The 19775-nt window shown below is 53.4% G+C and carries 13 protein-coding genes; 11 read left to right on the plus strand and 2 right to left on the minus strand.

The features are described from left to right. Positions 1–360 precede the first annotated feature (360 nt). From NYE24_RS32900 to NYE24_RS32940, 9 genes are all read left to right on the plus strand, one after another. Positions 361–2058 carry an extracellular solute-binding protein gene (locus NYE24_RS32900; protein WP_036693455.1) on the plus strand — a complete coding sequence of 566 codons (1698 nt, stop codon included), beginning with the start codon at positions 361–363 and terminating at the stop codon, positions 2056–2058. A gap of 110 nt (positions 2059–2168) precedes the next feature. Then, on the plus strand, positions 2169–3155 hold the full coding sequence (locus NYE24_RS32905) for an ABC transporter permease subunit (RefSeq protein WP_036693453.1): 987 nt from the start codon (positions 2169–2171) through the stop codon (positions 3153–3155). Between the two features lie 14 nt (positions 3156–3169). Then, positions 3170–4081: a carbohydrate ABC transporter permease gene (locus tag NYE24_RS32910; protein WP_036693452.1), complete on the plus strand. Its 912-nt coding sequence runs from the start codon at positions 3170–3172 to the stop codon at positions 4079–4081. 131 nt (positions 4082–4212) lie between these two features. Next, positions 4213–5745 carry a response regulator transcription factor gene (locus tag NYE24_RS32915; RefSeq protein WP_156949572.1) on the plus strand — a complete coding sequence of 511 codons (1533 nt, stop codon included), beginning with the start codon at positions 4213–4215 and terminating at the stop codon, positions 5743–5745. 23 nt (positions 5746–5768) lie between these two features. Beyond that, on the plus strand, positions 5769–7577 hold the full coding sequence (locus NYE24_RS32920) for a histidine kinase (RefSeq protein WP_341024353.1): 1809 nt from the start codon (positions 5769–5771) through the stop codon (positions 7575–7577). Continuing rightward, positions 7570–9090, plus strand: coding sequence for a response regulator (locus tag NYE24_RS32925; protein ID WP_051493317.1), 1521 nt, complete (start codon positions 7570–7572; stop codon positions 9088–9090). The genes NYE24_RS32920 and NYE24_RS32925 overlap by 8 nt, the downstream gene beginning before the upstream one ends. Before the next feature lie 119 nt (positions 9091–9209). After that, positions 9210–10229, plus strand: a complete 1020-nt coding sequence (locus NYE24_RS32930) for an endo-1,4-beta-xylanase (RefSeq protein ID WP_036693447.1) — start codon at positions 9210–9212, stop codon at positions 10227–10229. Between the two features lie 44 nt (positions 10230–10273). After that, positions 10274–11707, plus strand: a complete 1434-nt coding sequence (locus tag NYE24_RS32935) for a glycoside hydrolase family 43 protein (protein WP_036693445.1) — start codon at positions 10274–10276, stop codon at positions 11705–11707. A gap of 18 nt (positions 11708–11725) precedes the next feature. Continuing rightward, complete coding sequence (locus tag NYE24_RS32940; protein WP_341024360.1) at positions 11726–13237, plus strand: glycoside hydrolase 43 family protein; 1512 nt, start codon at positions 11726–11728, stop codon at positions 13235–13237. Here NYE24_RS32940 and NYE24_RS32945 read toward each other — a convergent pair. Then, positions 13234–14124 (minus strand): AraC family transcriptional regulator, encoded by an 891-nt coding sequence (locus tag NYE24_RS32945; protein WP_036693440.1) that lies wholly within the window; start codon positions 14122–14124, stop codon positions 13234–13236. The two genes, NYE24_RS32940 and NYE24_RS32945, sit on opposite strands and share 4 nt — an antisense overlap. 125 nt (positions 14125–14249) lie before the next feature. Between NYE24_RS32945 and NYE24_RS32950 the strand changes: the two genes are divergently transcribed. Further along, positions 14250–16232, plus strand: a complete 1983-nt coding sequence (locus tag NYE24_RS32950) for a glycoside hydrolase family 31 protein (protein WP_076157367.1) — start codon at positions 14250–14252, stop codon at positions 16230–16232. 726 nt (positions 16233–16958) lie between these two features. On the opposite strand, the gene NYE24_RS32955 is transcribed toward NYE24_RS32950, so the two are convergent. Next, entirely contained in the window at positions 16959–17750 is a 792-nt protein-coding gene (locus NYE24_RS32955) for an AraC family transcriptional regulator (protein WP_036693436.1), read from the minus strand. Positions 17751–17921: 171 nt separating this feature from the next. Between NYE24_RS32955 and NYE24_RS32960 the strand changes: the two genes are divergently transcribed. Beyond that, positions 17922–19736, plus strand: a complete 1815-nt coding sequence (locus NYE24_RS32960) for a family 43 glycosylhydrolase (RefSeq protein WP_342477661.1) — start codon at positions 17922–17924, stop codon at positions 19734–19736. Positions 19737–19775 lie beyond the last annotated feature (39 nt).

A 19775-nucleotide genomic window follows, 5' to 3' on the forward strand; every position in this document is an offset into this window, starting at 1 on the left:
AGCCTGATGGTGAGGTGCACAAGTGCCCCTGAATGCGCCGAAAGCGGGCAAATCGGGTAAATGAAGAGCACTAATACCTCTTTATCCGCCTTCATCCGACAAAATACGGCCAACCCGAAAAGGACCTAAGCAGGCTCAACGCCACACTCAACGCCACACTCAACGCCACACATAGCCAGCTCAAAAAGAACGGCAATTCCGCTGCCGCGCTGCAAGCAACCGTTTTCTTTTTATGAATTTATAGGGGGGAAGACCTATATTCTATGAATTGTAAGCGCATTCTGAAAACGTATAATTAAAGTTGTCACCAGGAGAAATTAGAAGCATAAGCGATTAGCCAAAAAGGGGAGGCATAACAACATGCACAAAACGGCAAAACGTTCAGCAGCAGCCGCTGCGGCCGGTGTATTAGCACTCACACTGGCACTGACAGGCTGTGGATCAAGCAATAACACCAGCAACACCGGAAGTAAGGACACCGCAGGCAAGGATACCGCCAGCGGAACCAATGCAAGCCCGGCAGCAGCCGGAGACGACACGGCTCCGGTTACATTCTCGGTATTTATGAATGGTCCCGGACAACAGCCAACGCCTGACAATAAGCTTCTGAAGCTGATCAAAGATGAGACCGGAATCACATTCAACCAGGAATTCCTGGTCGGCGACCTGCAGCAGAAGCTCGGGGTCATGATTGCCGGGGGCGATTACCCGGACATCCTGTCAGGTGACGACAAATTAATCAATGCCAAGGCATACATTCCGCTTGAGGATCTGATTGAGAAATACGCTCCTAACCTGAAGAAGCATTACGGTGCGGTCTGGAACCAGATCAAGGATGAGAGTGACGGCCACATCTACGTCCTGCCAAGCTATGGCGTCTATCAAGGTAAAATTACCGAGCCTACTTATCAGGGACCAGGCTTCTGGCTGCAAAAAGGCGTGCTTGAGGAAATGGGCTACCCTACTCCTAAGACCCTGGATGAGTACTTCGACATCATTGCCAAATATAAAGAAAAACACCCGGACATGATCGGGTTCGAATCACTCAACTTCGACTGGCGCGTGTTCCCGCTGCAGAATCCCCCAGAGCATCTGTCGGGGCATCCGAATGACGGGGCCGTTGTTGTAGATAACAATGTTGCACAGATTTTTGCCGACAAGGATATGTCCAAGACGTACTACAAGAAGCTTAATGATATCAACGCTCAAGGCTTGATGGATAAAGAAGCGTTCGTACAGAACTATGACCAGTATCTGGCCAAGGTTGCAAGCGGCAAGGTCATCGGGATGTTCGACCAGCACTGGAACTTCCAGGACGGCGAGAAATCCTTGATCTCCCAAGGCAAGCTGGAAAATACGTATATCGGCTTCCCTCTGCTCTATCCGGGCGCAGAAGAATGGTATCGTGACCGCGGAGCGGTCGGTACTAACCGCGGATTCGGAATTTCGATCAATGCCAAGGACCCTGTCCGCATTATCAAATTCTGGGATAAGATGATCACCGAGGATTGGCAGAAGACGCTTCAATGGGGCGTCAAAGGCGAAGATTATGAAGTGAATGCAGACGGTTCCTTCTACCGTACGCCTGAGCAACGGGCGAATGCAGATCAGACCAGCTGGCAGGTAGCTAACAAAATCTCAGGGATGTTCGGTTACATGCCTAAGATTCAAGGTACGTACAGCGACGGTAACGCAGCAGATGCCGGTACACAGCCTCAGGAATTCTTCGACAGCCTGAAGCCTTACGACCAGAAGATTCTGAAGGCGTACAACAAGAAATCATGGTCCGAATTCTTCAAAGAACCGAAAGAGAACAACATCTACTTCCCTGCGTATTCCATCGTGCTTAAGGATGGTTCACCAGCCCAGCTCGCACAGTCCAAACTGAATGACCTCATGATTAAGTATTTGCCGAAAGCTATTATGGCCAGCCCTGCTGAGTTCGACGGCGTATGGCAGGATTATGTGGACAGAATCCACAAGCTGGACATCAAGGCCTATGAAGACCGGATGAATGAAGGCATTCAGCAGCGTATCGAAAAATGGAGCGTTAAATAAACCATTTAATACAGAAATAGGAGCGGGAAATGCTGTTTCCCGCTCTTCCTAAATAGGAATGCGTGAATAGGACAACGTGGAGAGAATGATTTTTACAGGAGGGAAACAACATGTCTGATGCCGTACTGGACAAACAGGTCAAAAAACAGAAGACCCGAAAAAGCAAAATCGATCCGGAAATCGGTGTGGAACTCAGCTGGAAAACACTGAAAACACAGAAACAGCTTATTTTTATGTCCGTGCCCATTGCACTCTATCTGATTATCTTCAACTATGTTCCCATCTGGGGCTGGCTGATGGCCTTTCAGAATTACCGCCCGGCGGTGTCCTTTGGCCAGCAGGAATGGGTAGGCTTGCAGCAATTCAAGTTTTTATTCTCTGATGATACCTTTATGCTGGTGCTTCGCAATACCATTGCCATGAGTTTCATTAACCTTGTACTGGGTACGGTTACGGCTATAGGTCTGGCTCTGCTGCTGAATGAGATCAAGCTCAAGTTCTTCAAGCGTGCCGTTCAGTCGATTTCTTATTTGCCGCACTTTCTGTCCATGGTTATCGCTGCGGGGATTGTATCCACTTCACTCTCCATCGATGGCGGGATTGTCAATGTCGTTCTAATGAAGCTTCACCTGATTAAAGATCCGATTATGTGGCTCAGTGAAGGGAAATACTTCTGGGGCATCATCGGGGCGTCGAACGTGTGGAAAGAGGTGGGCTGGGGTACGATCATTTATCTGGCGGCCATTACCTCCATCGATCCTTCCCTGTACGAGGCAGCTTCCATTGACGGCGCGAAACGTTTTCAAAAGATGCGTTATATCACGCTTCCGGGAATTAAGGCTACATTCGTTATTTTGCTGATTATGAACATTGGACATATTCTGGATGCCGGCTTCGAGCTTCAATATCTGCTGGGCAACGGACTTACTGTGGACTACTCGCAAACCATTGATATCTTTGTAGTGAAGTATGGTCTGGCTATGGGTAACTACTCGCTGGCTACGGCCGCAGGGATCTTCAAAACGATTGTCAGTGTCATTCTCGTATTCATCGCAAACAATGTCGCAAAACGCCTCGGCGAAGAGCGATTACTATAGAGGAGGAAGCCCATATGAAAGCCGGGACCAAAGGTTCAAGCCGGATTGAGCCGGTTGTATTTCATACATTCAACACGATATTTATGCTCTTTGTGGTTACTGTCACGCTCTATCCGTTCCTCCAGACGCTGGCGGTGTCCTTCAATGACGGCAGTGACACGCTTACCGGGGGGATCTACCTCTGGCCCCGTGTATGGACGCTGGAGAATTACCGGGCGGTCTTTATATCAGGAACAATTTATCATGCTGCATTTATCTCGGTATCCCGTACTATAATTTCAACGGTGCTCGGTGTATTCCTTACAACGATGCTCGCTTATGCACTGGCGCAGCCGCAATATATTTTCCGCAAAAAGATCGGCCTGCTGTTCATCCTGACTATGTATTTCAATGCCGGGCTGATCCCGAACTACTTCCTGATCAAGAATATGGGCCTGCTGCATAACTTCATGGTCTATATCCTGCCGAGTCTGGTCAGCGCGTTCAACCTTATTATCATGCGGACCTATATCCGCGGGCTTCCGTTCAGCCTTACCGAATCGGCGAAGATCGACGGGGCAGGAGAATTCAGAATTTTCTGGAAAATCATCTTCCCGCTCTGTACGCCTGTACTGGCAACTGTCGCACTGTTTATCGCGGTAGGCTCATGGAATTCCTGGTTTGACACATTCCTCTATGCCTCCTCGGATATCAAGCTTAGCACGCTGCAATATGAAATGATGAAGATGCTTGGCTCCATTATGAGTGCGAACAATGATCCGTCGATGCTTGCGGGAGGCCAGAACAATCAGGTCCAGTCGCTGGTTACGCCAGCCTCCATGCGTGCAGCCATTACGATCGTTACAGCGGTTCCGATTCTGTTCGTCTACCCTTTCTTGCAGAAGTATTTCGTGGTAGGATTGAACCTGGGTAGCGTAAAAGAGTAATTGTCAATACGTATTATAGTAAGGAAAATATGTATACTATAACCGTTTCGGGTGCAGCCGAAGCGGTTTCTCCTGTTCCATCATATGGAGTCCTGCCGGGCTCCAACTACTTATATAAAGATGGTGATTCCATGCTTAAGGTACTGTTTGCCGACGATGAGCCGATTATGCTGGAAGGGCTCCGCTTCCTGGTCGACTGGGAGGCACTAAATTATGAAGTATGCGGCGAGGCGCTGGACGGGGAGGATGCGCTGCAGCTGATCGGCAGCACCCGCCCTGACCTGGTCATCACCGATGTACGTATGCCGGTCATCGACGGCCTTGAGCTCATCCGAAGAACCTCTGAAAGCGATTTTCGGCCGAAGTTTATTATTTTTAGCGGCTATGCTGACTTTGAGTATGCCAAGCGGGCCCTGAAATACGGAGTAGCGAATTACTTGACCAAGCCTCTGGATGAAACGGAGCTGACGGAGGCGGTGCAGACGGTTACGGCACAGATCCTTAAAGAACGCAAGGCGTCCTCTCGGCGTGATGCGCTCTCGGCTCTGATGCAGGAGGATATGGTATCCCGGCTCCTGATGCGGGAGAATACGGAGGAGGAGCGGGAGCAGGGGCTGAAGACGCTGGGGATCTCCCCCGCCTCGCGGCTATGCTGTATTCTGGTCCATGGAGCAGCGCCGGACAGTATGCAGATGCGTGAGCAGGTCGCCGCCATGAGTGGCAATGAACTGCTGCGCAGCCTTGCGGTCTATCCGTTCACCGCAGGAAGCGGGAAGCACGGCTATCTGCTGGTGTCCCCGCAGGAAGGACCGGCGCTTGACCGGGCACTGCTTACCCGGTGGATGGAGGAGATGCGGCCACTGTACAGCGCGCCGGTCTTTTTCACAGCAAGTCTTCAGCATCAGGGCCCGGAGGCTCTGAATACGGCATACCAAGAGGCGCTGGCTGCTGAGCTGTGCAGACCGTATGGTCCGGGGGGCGGGGGAGCCGGCTTCTTCGAGAAGCAGGATAAGACACAGATGGCCATGCTTCCGGCAGAGCTGAGACGATCGCTGCTGCAATCCGTCACCGAAGGGAAGGCCCTGCATCTCACGGATCAGCTTGGCGAGGTGTTCAAGATTTTCTCGGCAGAGGTGGCTTCCAGCTCATGGATCGACGCTTTTCTGGCTAATATCAAAGCAGAGCTGCTACGTGAAATTACCGCCAGAGGGGGCGACTATGCGCAGTGGGTGCAGAAATGGTTCCCGTCCCGCCATACAGCCAATTGTCTGCCGCTGCTTGAGCGTCAGATAGAGGAGGAGCTGTGTGAGGCTGCAGAGTGGTTCGCAGCGGCTGCGGACGGCAGGGCGGAGGATCAGATTGTGGCTGCAGCGATCGAGTATGTCCGCGGGCATTATCAGGAGAAGCTGAAGCTGCAGGATATTGCCAAGCATCTGCATGTGAACTCGGCCTACCTGGGACAGCGGTTCAAGAAATACTACGGCAGTTCTTTTAACGATTATCTCCATGAATACCGTATTGAAGAGGCGAAGAAGCTGCTGCGCCGGACCGATATGGGAATTTCGGACATCTCAAGCAGAGTGGGCTATTCAGACGCCGATGTGTTCGCCGCCAAGTTCAAGGCGCTTAACGGAGTTACACCTTCCGTGTACAAGAAGAGTTAATTCAAGAGGGAGGAGGGGCCTGCATGAAGAATAACCGGAAGCCATCTGCCTTCATCAATGATATTCCGCTCAAATACAAGTTTTTGTTCATCTACTTACTGTGTGTGCTTGTCCCCATACTTAGCATCAATGCCCTCTTTTATGTGCAGATCAGCCGTAATGTGGAGGCACGGGAGAGGGATAATCTGGAGATTTCGGTAGACCGGGTGGCCTATGACCTGATGCAGATCGTGAACGAATGTGTGGCGATCAGCAATACTGTGGCTGCGGACCGGCCCTACATGGAGATGATGGATTACGCCTACCCGGATAATGAGGCTTATTATGATGCCTATAATGATTCTCTGAAGGATAAGCTGCGGCAGTACAGCACGCTCCACTCCTATATTTCCTGGATGGGCATATATACCTCTAATCCGACCATCCAGAACGGCAACAGCTACTTCATTCTTTCGTACGCGGATAAACAGAGTGAATGGTACCGCAAAATCTCAAGCAGCACAGGTAAGGTGCTGCTCACTTCTTATCAGGGAACCAACCCGCTGAATCCGCCGCAGCAGGAAGTGCTCGTCAGCCTGATCCGCAAGCTGGATAACTTCACGGGCCAGCCCTACACGAAGTATCTGAGGATTGATCTGCGGCTGAACAATGTGCAGGACCTCTTCCAGAAGGAGCGTGACTATCTGGATTTCAAGCTGCTGGATGAGAAGAACCGGGTCGTACTGGACTCGAACCGTTCCTTCTCCTCACTGGATGGCAGTGCCTTGCTGAATGTGGACACCAGCCTTGACCAGGCGCCCAAGCAGATTGTCCGGGCGCTCAGCAGTGCGGCCTACACCAAGGGCTGGCGGCTGGTTGGCACTCCCGAAGGACGTAAGATCAACCATGAGATGGAGAGTGCGCTCAGGAACTCGCTGATTCTGCTCCTGCTGACAATCATCCTTCCCACGCTGCTCATGATCGTCATTATACGTTCCTACAATCTGCGGGTACGGCTGCTCTACAAACATATGAAGCAGGTCAAATATGAGCAATTCGAGAGCATTGATATGTATGAAGGGAAAGATGAGATCGGCGGTCTGATCCGCAGCTTCAATCTGATGACCGGCAAAATCCGCAATCTGATCAATGATGTCTACAAGCTGGAGATTCAGAAGAAGGATCTGGAGCTGGAACGGGTGCGGGCGGAGCTGAAATATCTGGAGAGCCAGGTGGACCCTCATTTCCTTTTTAATACGCTGAATGCGATCCTGGTCATCTGTAAGAAGTATAAATATGAACAGGTTACCGATGTCATCCGCAATCTGGCCCTGATTATGCGCAGGCTGCTCAGCTGGAAGGATGATCTCATTACGGTGGAGGAGGAAGTATCCTTCATCGAGATGTATCTGCAGATTGAGAAGTTCCGCTTCCAGAACCGGTTCTCTTATGTGCTGGATATTGCGCCTGAGGTGCTGAACTGCCGGATTCCCAAGATGAGTATACAGGCTCTGGTGGAGAATTCCTGCAAGCATGGTCTGCAGTCGGTCAAATGGGCAAGGGAAATTCACGTGTCCGCTTCGCGGAATGAGACAGGTCTGCTGATTATGGTGACTGATAACGGTAAAGGAATTGAGAAGGAGAAGCTGGAATGGATCAAGTCCCATCTGGAGACAGAAGAGGATACGGGACAGAATGTCGGGCTCCGCAATGTGTACAAACGCCTCATGCTGTACTATGACGGCAGGGCTGGATTCAGTATTGAGAGCATCGAATACGAACGCACGGTCATTACCATCCAGATTCCCGAGGATTTGAGTCTGGTTCCGATAGGGGAGGGAGCTCATGTATAAAGTAGTGCTTGCTGATGATGAGACGATTGCCTTAGAGGGGCTGCGGACGCTGACTGACTGGGAGGAGCTGGGCTTCGAGGTATGCGGCGCCTGTGAGAACGGGGAGGAAGCGCTGGCTGCCATTATCCGCAGCTCGCCCGATCTGGTGATTACGGATATCCGCATGCCCGAGATCGACGGGCTTGAGCTGATCCGGCGCGTACGCAGCCTTGATATGGAGCAGCCGGTCTTCATCGTGCTTAGCGGCTACGGCGAATTTGAGTATGCCAGAACAGCCATCCGTTACGGGGTAAGACATTACCTGCTGAAGCCGGTCATGGATGCGGAATGGGATAAGGTGCTTACGGACATTACGGATGAGCTGGAGCTGCGCCTTAAGCAGACCATGCAGCAGAGCATGCTGACCAGCCGGCTGCTGCCGCTTGCAATTGCGCGCATGCTTGAGGGGCACTGGGCGGAGCCGGATGAAGAAGCAGCTGAGCAGATGGACCGCCTGGATGAGACGGCCACGGGCTGGACGTATGTTCATGTGGAGGGTCATAGCAGCCGGATTACGGAGCTGTGCAGGGAGCTGGCCGGACCGGCTGGTGCGATGTTCATTGATCTCCCCGGGGATCAGGCCGGGCTGGTCGTGGAGAGCTCGGGGGCGGCGGCGGGGCTGGCGGAGCAGCTATACGCCGGGCTGACCATCAGCGGAGTAAAGGGTTCGGTCAGCATTGGACCAAGTGTGCGCTCCCTCCGCGAGCTGCCGGTCTCCTACCGCGAAGCGGCAGACGCTGCGGCCCGCCACTACTTCTATTCGGACGAATGCGGCCCGGTGGATTCGGCCAGTGAAGCTGAGGGACAGGTGAATTACACGCTTCCGTCCGCAGAGCTGATTGAGGAGATTATCAGCGCAGTGGAGCGGCTACAGGAGCAGAAGGCCGCGGAGAAGCTGGGCGAATTGTTCAGCGTGTTCAAAGAGAACCGGACAGATCCCGGAGTCGTCCAGATGACGGGCATGGATATCATGCTGCGGAGCATGGAGCTGCTGAAGGAATTCGGCGGCGCGGACGATCAGTGGATCGGCACGCTTGATTTTTTCAGAACCGAGCCGAAGTCCCTGGAAGACCTGCAAGTCACCCTGGAGAAGGCGCTGGGAAGCAGTATGAACTATATCCGCCAGCACAAGGAGCGTAACTCCGAGCATCCGCTGATCCGCGTGGAATGCTTCCTGAGAGATCATTATGCGGAGCATCTGACGGTCAAAGAGATTGCAGAGCATTTCTATATTAATCCGGTGTATCTGGGCCAAGCCTTCATTAAAAAGCACGGTATCAGCATTCTTGAGTATATTCATAATCTGCGGATTGAAGCGGCCAAGCAGAGGCTCGTTGACACTCAGGATACAGTCAGAAGCATTGTGGAGAGCGTCGGTTACGTTCACTATCACCATTTCTTAAGAGAGTTCGAGAAACGGACGGCGCTGAAGCCCGTTCAGTTCCGCGCACAGGCTCAGGGAGCTAAGAAATAGGGTGCATTTATTTATTTGGGGTCCATCTATTTACTTTGGTGATGGTAAACGCATACAAATGCGTTATGATAGAGAGAGTTGTCCAAAAAAATGTTGTCAAATACAGGAGGTTAGCAAAAATGAAGCAAGCAAGCAGCGAAATTCCTGCATTACATGAAATGTTCCGGGAGGCCTTTAAAATAGGGGCTGCCGTCAGTACTGGCATTATAGCTGCCCAGGGTCCTTTCATTGCCAAGCATTACAACAGCATCACCGCCGAGAATGAGATGAAGCCGGCTCTGGTTCAGCCGCAGGAGGGCGAATTCACCTTCGAGGCTGCGGACGGTATCTTCGAATTCGCAGAGTCGCATGGGATCGGTGTCCGGGGGCATACGCTTTTGTGGCATAACCAGACCGGAGACTGGATGTTCCAGGATGCGGAAGGCAGAGCCTGCAGCAGAGAGCAATTGCTTGCCCGCCTGCAGACCCACATTAACACGGTAGTAGGCCGTTACCGGGGCCGGGCGTATGCCTGGGATGTAGTAAATGAAGCGATTGAGGATAAAACAGACCAGTACCTGCGGGATACGCAGTGGCTTGAGATCATCGGCGAGGATTATCTCCGTCAGGCCTTTGAAATGGCACATCAGGCAGACCCAGACGCGCTGCTGTTCTACAACGACTATAATGAGACCGATCCTGTCAAGAGCGGCAAAATCTACAAGCTTGTACGCAGCCTGCTGGATCAGAATACGCCGATTCACGGGATCGGCATGCAGGGACACTGGAATATCTACGGCCCTTCCATTGAGGAAATCCGCAATGCGCTTAAGCTCTACGCATCACTGGGGCTCAAGATTCACATTACCGAGCTGGATCTCTCCGTGTTCAACCATGACGATAAACGCACGGACTTGAAAGCGCCAACAGCTGAAATGCTGAAGCTTCAGGAGGAGCGTTATGCCGAGATCTTCGCCCTACTGCTGGAATTCAGAGACTCCATTGATTCGGTGACCTTCTGGGGCGTGGCCGATGATTATACCTGGCTGGACGGCTTCCCCGTCCGGGGACGCAAGAACTGGCCGTTCCTGTTCGATGAGCAGAAGCAGCCAAAGGCTTCATTCGCCCGGCTGGCCGAGCTGGCCGCACCGCAATCCTAATATTATTGTAAGCTGGACACCTTATTATATCTGGAGGGAATCAAATGACAACTCAACTGAAGCAGGCTACCGGCAAGGTACCGCCAAGCGGCAATCCGCTGGTGGCACACAGATACGGAGCCGATCCTTATGCCCTGGTATTCGAAAACAGAGTCTATCTGTATATGACCAATGATGCGCTGGAGTATGATGAGAATGGTGTGGTGAAGGAGAACTCCTACAGCAGCATTAATACGATTACCGTAATCTCGTCCGCTGACCTGGTGAACTGGACCGATCATGGTCCGATAGCCGTAGCCGGACCGGAGGGTGCAGCGAAGTGGGCAACCCAGTCCTGGGCACCGGCAGCGCTTCATACCGTAATTGACGGCAAGGACAAGTTTTTCCTCTACTTCGCCAATAATGCCAGCGGCATCGGTGTTCTGTCGAGTGACAGTCCGGTGGGTCCATGGGTGGACCCGATCGGGGAGGCACTGATTCTGCGCTCTACACCTGGGGTAGAGGATGTTACCTGGTTGTTCGATCCGGCGGTGCTGTTAGATGATGACGGAAAGGGGTATATCTACTTCGGAGGCGGCGTCCCGGAAGGACAGTTCGCCGAGCCGGGCACAGCACGGGTGATGCCGCTGGGTGAGGACATGACCAGCGTGGTGGGCAGCGCGAAAGTGATTCCGGCCCCGTTCATGTTCGAGGATGCCGGAATCCATAAGTGGAACGGAGTCTACTATTATACCTACTGCTCGAACTTCTATGACGGGCAGCGGCCGGAAGGCAGCCCTCCTGCGGGAGAGATCGCCTATATGACCAGTGAGCATCCGATGGGTCCCTGGACGTATCAACACACGATCCTGAAGAATCCGGGACATTTCTTCGGCGTATCCGGGAATAACCATCATGCGGTCTTCCAGTTCCATGACAGCTGGTATATTGCTTATCACGCCCAGACCTTGTCCAAGGCCCAAGGGATTGCGAACGGCTACCGCTCCACACATTTGAACCGCCTGACTCATAATGAGGACGGTTCCATTCCGGAAATCCATGCGGATTACGAAGGTGTGCAGCAGCTTGCAGCGTTGAACCCGTATGAGCGTATTCCGGCGGCAACGATGGGCTGGAGCGCAGGGGTGAAGACAGAATACCTGGCCGAGGGCGGAGTTCAGGCCGTAACGGATGTGGAGCACGGCGGCTGGATCGGACTATCCGGGGTAGACTTCGGCAGCGGAGCCGAGTCATTCCAGGCCTCGGTCCTGAGTCTGGAAGCGGGCGGCGTGCTGGAGCTGCATCTGAATGACCCGGCAGGTCCAGTTATCGGCAAGCTGCAGGTTCCGGCGGCAGGCGGAGCGCAGGAATGGCTGGAGCTGAAGACGGTGGTCCAGGGAGCGGAGGGAGTGCATAACCTCTATCTGGTATTCACAGCAGAGAGCGGTAAGGACTTGTTCAAGCTGGCCCATTGGCAATTCACACCACAGCATAACTAACAGCAAGGAGGCGGCACATTGAATACAGCCATCATTACTAATCCAGTACTATGGGCAGATGTCCCGGATGTGGATGTGATCCGGGTCGGTCCAGTGTTCTATATGGTCAGCACCAGCATGCACTCGATGCCGGGCTGTCCGATTATGAAATCGGTGAATCTGAAGGACTGGGAGATTGTGAGTTACGTCTTTGATACCTTCGAGGACACTCCGGCCTTCCGGCTGGAGGACGGCGAAGGGATTTACGGCGGCGGTTCCTGGGCTGCCTCGCTGCGGTGCAGGAACGGAATCTATTATGTATGCTTCTCTTCCAATGATACAGACCAGTTCTACATCTACCAGACCCGGGATATCGAGCATGGACCGTGGGCGCGTTCGGTCATCCCGGATCTGCACCATGACCCGGCGCTGCTGCTGGATGAGGACGGCCGCAATTATGTGATCTACGGCAACGGGGATATCCGCATCCGGGAGCTGAACGAGGACCTGACCGGATGGATGAGCCGCGGAACGAAGCAGCTGCTGCTGGAAGGCGAGCGGCAGGGCATTATGCTGCGGATGGAAGGCTGTCATGCCCATAAGCGTGACGGGTATTATTACCTGTTCTTCATTGAATGGCCGGCAGAGGGCAACATGCGCAGACGCCAGCTATGCTACCGGTCCCGGGAGCTGCTCGGTCCTTATGAGCGCAAGGTTATTCTGGACGATAACCTGGGCTACGAGAATCGCGGTGTAGCGCAAGGCGGGCTGATCGATACTGAGGACGGCGACTGGTACGCCGTGCTGTTCCAGGATCACGGGGCAGTTGGACGTGTTCCCTGCGTATTCCCTGTGAGCTGGGAGAACGATTGGCCGGTAATCGGGGATGGCGGCAAGGCTCCGCTGAGCTTCGGGACGAAGCTGCCTGCGGATGAGCCGAAGGCGATTGTAATCAGCGATGAGTTCGACTATACGGAGAACCGGCTGGCGCTTCAGTGGCAATGGAACCATAATCCCGATAACGGGCTATGGTCGGTTACCGAGCGGCCGGGCTGTCTGCGGCTGCGTACAGGCAAGGCAGCTGATAGCGTCGTAACGGCGCGCAATACGCTGACCCAGCGGACGGAGGGTCCGGCTTGCAGTGCCGAGACGATGCTGTATCTGGGCGGCATGAACGAAGGTGACCGGGCCGGGATGGTAGCTCTTCAGTCCGGGTACGGCACGGTTGAGGTGGCCGCCGGAGCGCAGGGACAGTTCACCGTGGATATGTGTATCCAGGGTGACGACGGCGTTGAAGTGGTGGAGAGTATCCCGTTCACGGGTGAGTGTATCTGCCTCAGAGTCGATTTCAACTTCGAGGATGGTGTGGACGAGGCCCGGTTCTTCTACTCAGGGGGCGGTGAGGTCTGGCATCCCATCGGGCAGACGCTGCATATGAAATATACGCTCGATCATTTCATGGGCTACCGGATCGGCTTGTTCAATTATGCGACCCGGCAGCCCGGCGGCTATGCCGATTTCGATTATCTCCGTTATCACCGGCAGGATTAAGACCGGGTCTGGAAATGGGAAGCATATTCGCTGGGTGTCATCGATGTATGCTGCTTGAATATTCTTCCGAAATACGTCAGGCCCGTGAAGCCGACCCGGAAGGCCACCTCCTGAATCGGATACCGGCGAAGCTGGAGCAGGCGGCTGGCCTCATGCACCCGCAGCATGTTCACATATTCGATTAAGGTCTTGCCGGTGTTCTTTTTGAACAGATGACAAAAGTAGTTGGGGGTTACGCAGCAGATCCGTGCGGCCTCCTCCACGGTCAGCGGTTCATGGAAATGGTTGCTAAGGTGAATCAGCAGGGGCTGGATGCCTGTCTCCTGCCGGTCTCTTTTGGAAGGCGGTGCTGTGAACTCGGCCAGGGGATAAGCCAGACCCAGGGAAGAGAACAGGCCGCCTTTTATACATAATTCATACCCGGGACTCTTGCTCTGGTAGCTGAAAATAATCTGTTCAATGCATCCTCTGATCTGGCGGGTAACCGGCTGGTCCGCCCCATAGAAGGCAGGCAGCCTGATTTCACCGGAGAGCAGCGGCCGGATATGCTGAAGCTCAGTCAGGTCCCGTATACCGTTCAGCAATGCTTCGTTGTAGACAACCGCATACAGCTCACTGCCATCCTCTGTCGGATAGGCCGCATGAATCTGCGGACGGCTGACGAAGGCAAGCTCCCCCTGCACCAGCTCTCTGGAGTGGGGGCCGACCTGGACGCGGAAGCGGCCCTTGGTCACGAGAATCCATTCGAGATGGTCATGCCAGTGAGGCGGAATAATACTGCGGTCCGGAAAGCAGATATGAAATACATTGATGGGGAACAGGCCCTCGGGAATTTCCGTGTGCTCTTTTTTCCATGGATAAGGCTTGTCCTCGAACGCTCCACTCATCTTAATCCCTCCACACAATCGTAATATCGTATGATAGATGCGTACTTTTATGTATAGTATAGCGGCTTTGCACTCTTTATAATGTGGTTGCAACCTTATTATAGAACTGTTGGAGGGATCGCGCTATGTTTCGTGAAGAGAATGGCAGACTAATCAGAGAATATGATCATGAGAGAGTCTGGATAGAGCCTTGGGGAGAGCATTCGCTGCGTATCCGGGCTTCGTATGCGGAGATTACCGATGAGCAGTGGGCACTTCTGCCTGCTGTGCAGACGCTGAGTCATATATCGATTACCCCAGAGCGCGCGAGCATTGTGAACGGGAATATCCGGGCGGAAATAACGGACAAGGGGCAGATCTTCTTCTATAACCAGCATGGCAAGCTGCTCCTTAACGAGACGGAGGATACCTATCAGTTAAAATACGGGGGCAGAGAGCTAAGCGCCATCCCCGGCAGCAGTGACTTCTCCGTGAAGCTTCGGCTGGAAGCGGACCCGCAAGAGAAGCTGTACGGCATGGGGCAGTATCAGCATTCCTTCCTGAATCTGAAGGGCTGCTCGCTGGAGCTGACCCACCGCAACAGCCAGATCAGTATTCCGTTCGTGCTGTCCAGTGCCGGTTACGGGTTCCTGTGGCATAATCCGGCGATCGGACAAGCGCATTTCAGTCTGAATGTGACCGAATGGACAGCCCCGTCTACCAAGCAGCTGGATTATTGGATCACTGCCGGTGACTCGCCTGCCGAGATCGAGGAGGCTTATGCCAAGGCTACGGGAACCGTGCCGATGATGCCGGATTATGGCATGGGGTTCTGGCAATGTAAGCTCCGCTACCGTACGCAGGAGGAATTGCTGGAGGTGGCGAGGGAGCATAAACGGCGGGGGCTGCCGCTTGACGTCATTGTCATTGATTTCTTCCACTGGACGAATCAGGGGGACTGGCGGTTCGACCCGGAATATTGGCCTGATCCTGAGGCGATGGTGCAGGAACTGCAGGAGCTGGGCATTGAGCTGATGGTCTCGGTCTGGCCGACTGTCCAGACGGAGAGCGAGAATTATAAGGAGATGCTGGAAAAAGGGTACCTGCTGCGCTCGGACCGCGGGGTGCGGACCCAATTCCAGTTCCTCGGCCAGAACGCGATCTTCGATGCGACGAATCCGGAGGCCCGCAAATTCCTGTGGGGTCTGATTAAGCAGAATTATTATGACAAAGGGATCAAGGTCTTCTGGCTCGATGAGGCGGAGCCGGAGCTGACGGTCTATGACCATGATATCTACCGCTATCATATCGGCTCCAGCAAGCAGATCGGCAATATCTATCCGATGAAATACAGCCAGACCTTCTATGACGGCATGGCCGCTGAAGGCCAGGAGAATATTATCAATCTGGTCCGTACCGCCTGGGCGGGCAGCCAGCGCTACGGGGCGCTTGTATGGTCTGGAGACATTCACTCCAGCTTCAAGGTGCTCAGCATTCAGGTGCGGGCCGGACTGAATATGGCCGTGGCCGGGATTCCATGGTGGACCACCGACATTGGCGGCTTCCACGGCGGCAATCCGGCAGACGCCTCCTTCCGGGAGCTGATGGTCCGCTGGTTCCAGTATGGTGCGTTCTCTCCGGTATTCAGGCTGCACGGGGACCGTTCACCTTTTGTTGAGCCTACCGGAACACGGGGCGGGGGCGTATGCGGAAGCGGCTCGGATAATGAGGTGTGGAGCTACGGGGATGAGGCGTATGTCATCTTCAAGGAGTTCATGCAGATGCGGGAGCGTCTGAAGCCGTATATCCGCGGACTGATGGAGGCTGCACATGAGAAGGGCACGCCGCCTATGCGTCCATTGTTCTATGATTTCCCTCAGGACCCGGCGGCCTGGGATATCGAGGACCAGTATATGTTCGGTCCCGATCTGCTGGTCGCCCCGGTGTTGGGCGAGGGCGAACGGGCGCGCAAGGTGTACCTGCCGTCCGGCTCAGAGTGGACCCATGTCTATACCGGCACTGCCTATGCCGGCGGACAGGCTATTATGATCGACGCGCCGCTCACGCAGATTCCCTTGTTTGTGCGGGACGGTGCCGTGCTGCCTGTGCTTGGCGGGGTTGAGGAGTAAGGCGGAAATTATAAGGCAAGAAGAGTAAGGCCATTGAATACGGCTATACTCTTGCTTGCTCACAACGGTACAAGCTAAGTAGAGCAGCGATTCTCCTGATAGTGGAGGGTCGCTGCTCTACTGTGTGGACCAAATGTATGCGAAAAATCGAACACATTGGGCCGGCTTAGAGGTGCATGGCGCAAAGGTAAACATTACAGGGGTTAAAGAAACCTTGGATCAGCTTGGGCATGATGCTTTCCTGGCCTTAAGCCGGATTTAGTTGGAAATTCTCCACCTGCTGAGGAACGGAGGAGCCGTCGCCGGATAGCAGATGGAAAAACAGCACTTAATCTGCTGCAAATCAATCAGAGCAGAGGAAATGCGCGAAATTAAATGACGTTTATCCAACTATTTCCTTCAGATGCTGCGAATGATCACAATTAAGTTGCGTTTTTCCAACTATATAGATTGAACTAAAAAACTTAAGTTAAGGGAAAGTGGCGGAGGGGAATTTTGGAACTGGAGGAGCGGTAGCGACCGCCTTTGTGTTTGGATTTCTACCGCGAGGAGCGGTTTCAATCAGGAAATCCAAGCACAACAGCGGCCGGAAGTCCAAAACTTCTCTGGAGTCACGGCTAATCCTAAAACATAAAAACCAGTAGTTCAATTTATATAATTATTAATGTTACTTGAATGCGCCATTGTGGCAGCCAGTTCATGCATTCTTGAAATGTCGATTCCCCCCTACGTCTCCTTCCGAATCAGCGGTTGTTTGGAAGCCAGCCGCTCCCGGTAGGCGCGGGGAGAGAAGCCGGTCAACTGCCGGAACTGGCGGCAGAAATGCTCGACATTGGCGTAGCCGCAGAGAGCGGCGATCTCGGCGATTTTGTGCTGGCCGAAGCCCAGCTTCTCCTTGGCCAGCCTAATCCGGCATTGAATGACATCCTCCATGCAGGAGATGCCGAAGGCTGATTTGTAGATGGTCTGGAGGTAGCCGGTGCTGATGTGCAGATATCCGGCCATTGAGGATACGGTCCAGGGGTGGCCGGGATTGCTGTACAGCGTCTTGCGCAGCTCCAGCAGATTATAATACTGTGGCGTCAGCTTGTCCTGGGACGCTTCGGACAGCTTGTTGAACAAGAGGCGGAACAGGTAGTCAATGGACAGCTCCCGGTAGTCGTTCTGGAACGAGTTCTCCAGCGTCAGCAGCTGGAACAGCTGATGGCAATATCCGGGGTCGGGCAGGGAGAATGGACTGCCGAGCGGCAGGACGCTTTCGGTGATATAGGATTCATCCGCATCGAAACGGACCCAGTCGTTGACATATCTTTTGGAGCAGGCGCGGTAATAGATGTTGTGCCCTGGAGGATACAGAGCGACAGAGTGAGCGGGAAATTCCTTCAATTCACCGTCCACTTCGAACACCGCGGGAGTCTGGGTCAGGACAAGAAGCCAGGCGTCCAGTCCTTCGGGGATACTGTAGACGAAATTGGCCGGATGTGCGGCATCGTATTCCACGTAGTGAATTGTGGGCATGGGCTTCTCCTTTCTTCGGATAGATCAATTAATGGTCAGTAAATATCATTGTTAGCATGTCAGTGAATCTCTATAATTTGTAGTGGACATAAGAGTAAATTTGAAGGTTAATCGAACAGTTCGTAATTATAATTATTAGAAATTATCAATAGGAAGGAAGATTATGAATCCATGATACCACAACAAAACGAAGATCGGAAAGATATCCTTTGCTATACAAGACTGCCGCAGGAGGATATCGTGTATGCTTCGAAGCTGGCTTACAGTATGCACCTGGCTTATAAGACCGATGGGGGCCAGTATCAGGCATTGAATCATAACTCGGGTGTCCTGTTCGCCAAGGCGAAGGAGAATGAGGATGGGACGCTCCGGGCCAAAAGCCTGAAGAAGCCGTATCTTTTCTACTTGGCAGACGGGAATTTCGGCGTCATTGCTGTGCGCACCGAGGCTGACGGGGAAGCAGATGAACAAAGCAAGGGGAAGGTTCTGCTGTTCTCTTCAGCCGATCTGCTGCAATACAGTGAGATTGGACTGCTGGAGCTTAAGGCAGACACTCATGTAAGCGATGTCTCTTGCACCTACGACCCGGAGCGGAACGGTTACTTGATCCGTTGGGTAGACGGGCAGGGCCAAGGCTATGAGAATTTCACTGCTGACATCATGAGCCTTACGAATGTCTCAGCACCGGTGGAAGCGGAGCCGTTCACGCTGGAAGCTGTGCAGACTGATATCGAAGGAATCCAGCCGCGTAATAGGATCGCTGTCTCCGCCGAGATAGCCCGCAGACTCTTCTGCAAGCTTACGGTACCGGAGAACATTGCTGTCGTAGTACCGGACCGTGTGAATGCGGCATCGGTGGAGGATGTGAAGGCGATCCGGGCAACGGCCCTATACAGTGATGGAACGGAGGCTGCCAAAAGAGTCCGTTGGAACACGGATGCCATCAACTGGGACAAGGCCGGAACCTACAGCATCTCCGGGGAGATCCATCAGGATCACTTTCCATTCCCGATTGCACTTAACCGTGCGGACCCCTGCATTGCAGAGTGGAAGGGGAAATATTACTTCATTGCGACTAATGATGCGGATAAGGAACATACGTTGTATATGAGGGAAGCCGATACGATTCCTGGTCTGGTGACAGCCGAGGAAGCCTTGATCCTCGATGCCTTCACTTATGAAGAGATTGGCGGCCTGCTGTGGGCGCCGGAACTCCATATCATTGAAGAAGAGCTGTATATTTTCCATGCTGCAACACCCGGCGAGTTCTTCCATGAAGAATCACATGTGATGAAGCTGAGTCCGGGAGGCAATCCCATGAATGCTGCGGACTGGTCCAGGCCCCGCCGGGTAGTGAAGAAGGATGGAAGCTATCTGTGCGAAGCAGGCGCAACAATTTCGCTGGATATGACCGTCATCCGCTGGAACGGCCAGCTCTATGCCGCATGGTCGGAGCGCCAATTCCTGCCGGTGGATCTGGGAGCCTGGGTCTACATCGCCACGATTGACCCGCAGGAGCCGTGGAAGCTGACCAGTGATCCGGTGCTGCTGACCCGGCCGGATTACGGCTGGGCCAATAACCATACGTTCGTGGATGAAGGTCCGTTTGCTCTGTACACTGAAGACAAGCTGTACGTGACTTTTGCCAGTGCAGCGGTGGATGCCACTTATGTGGTCGGTCTGCTGACCGCAGACAAAGGGGCTGATCTGCTGGATATCAACAGCTGGACCAAGGGCAATTATCCGCTGCTGACCTCCAGAAGTGTGGCGGGGGAATATGGTCCGGGTCATAATTCCTATGTAACGGACGAGGACGGGGTGATCTGGAACGCCTACCACGCCAGACCGGGAATCGAGGGACCACGAAGCTCCGGCCTGCGGCGTGTGCATTTTGACATTGATGGTGCTCCGGTTCTGGATCTTACCGAAGAGAAGGACCTGAATCCGGGCCTGAAGCAGGTATCGATGGAAGTCATCGTAGGCTAGACTCCAGGCCCGTCTAACTCTATAATATTCCTTGACATC

The sequence above is a fragment of the Paenibacillus sp. FSL H7-0350 genome, from assembly GCF_038593195.1.
Lineage (GTDB): Bacteria > Bacillota > Bacilli > Paenibacillales > Paenibacillaceae > Paenibacillus_AQ.

Excerpts from the sequence above, each read along its gene's own strand:
- NYE24_RS32955 (WP_036693436.1), bottom strand. The coding sequence starts at position 17,750 with ATGCCCACAATTCACTACGTGGAATACGATGCCGCACATCCGGCCAAT.
- NYE24_RS32910 (WP_036693452.1), top strand. The coding sequence starts at position 3,170 with ATGAAAGCCGGGACCAAAGGTTCAAGCCGGATTGAGCCGGTTGTATTT.
- NYE24_RS32920 (WP_341024353.1), top strand. The coding sequence starts at position 5,769 with ATGAAGAATAACCGGAAGCCATCTGCCTTCATCAATGATATTCCGCTC.
- NYE24_RS32930 (WP_036693447.1), top strand. The coding sequence starts at position 9,210 with ATGAAGCAAGCAAGCAGCGAAATTCCTGCATTACATGAAATGTTCCGG.
- NYE24_RS32915 (WP_156949572.1), top strand. The coding sequence starts at position 4,213 with ATGCTTAAGGTACTGTTTGCCGACGATGAGCCGATTATGCTGGAAGGG.
- NYE24_RS32925 (WP_051493317.1), top strand. The coding sequence starts at position 7,570 with ATGTATAAAGTAGTGCTTGCTGATGATGAGACGATTGCCTTAGAGGGG.
- NYE24_RS32905 (WP_036693453.1), top strand. The coding sequence starts at position 2,169 with ATGTCTGATGCCGTACTGGACAAACAGGTCAAAAAACAGAAGACCCGA.
- NYE24_RS32945 (WP_036693440.1), bottom strand. The coding sequence starts at position 14,124 with ATGAGTGGAGCGTTCGAGGACAAGCCTTATCCATGGAAAAAAGAGCAC.
- NYE24_RS32900 (WP_036693455.1), top strand. The coding sequence starts at position 361 with ATGCACAAAACGGCAAAACGTTCAGCAGCAGCCGCTGCGGCCGGTGTA.
- NYE24_RS32950 (WP_076157367.1), top strand. The coding sequence starts at position 14,250 with ATGTTTCGTGAAGAGAATGGCAGACTAATCAGAGAATATGATCATGAG.
- NYE24_RS32960 (WP_342477661.1), top strand. The coding sequence starts at position 17,922 with ATGATACCACAACAAAACGAAGATCGGAAAGATATCCTTTGCTATACA.
- NYE24_RS32935 (WP_036693445.1), top strand. The coding sequence starts at position 10,274 with ATGACAACTCAACTGAAGCAGGCTACCGGCAAGGTACCGCCAAGCGGC.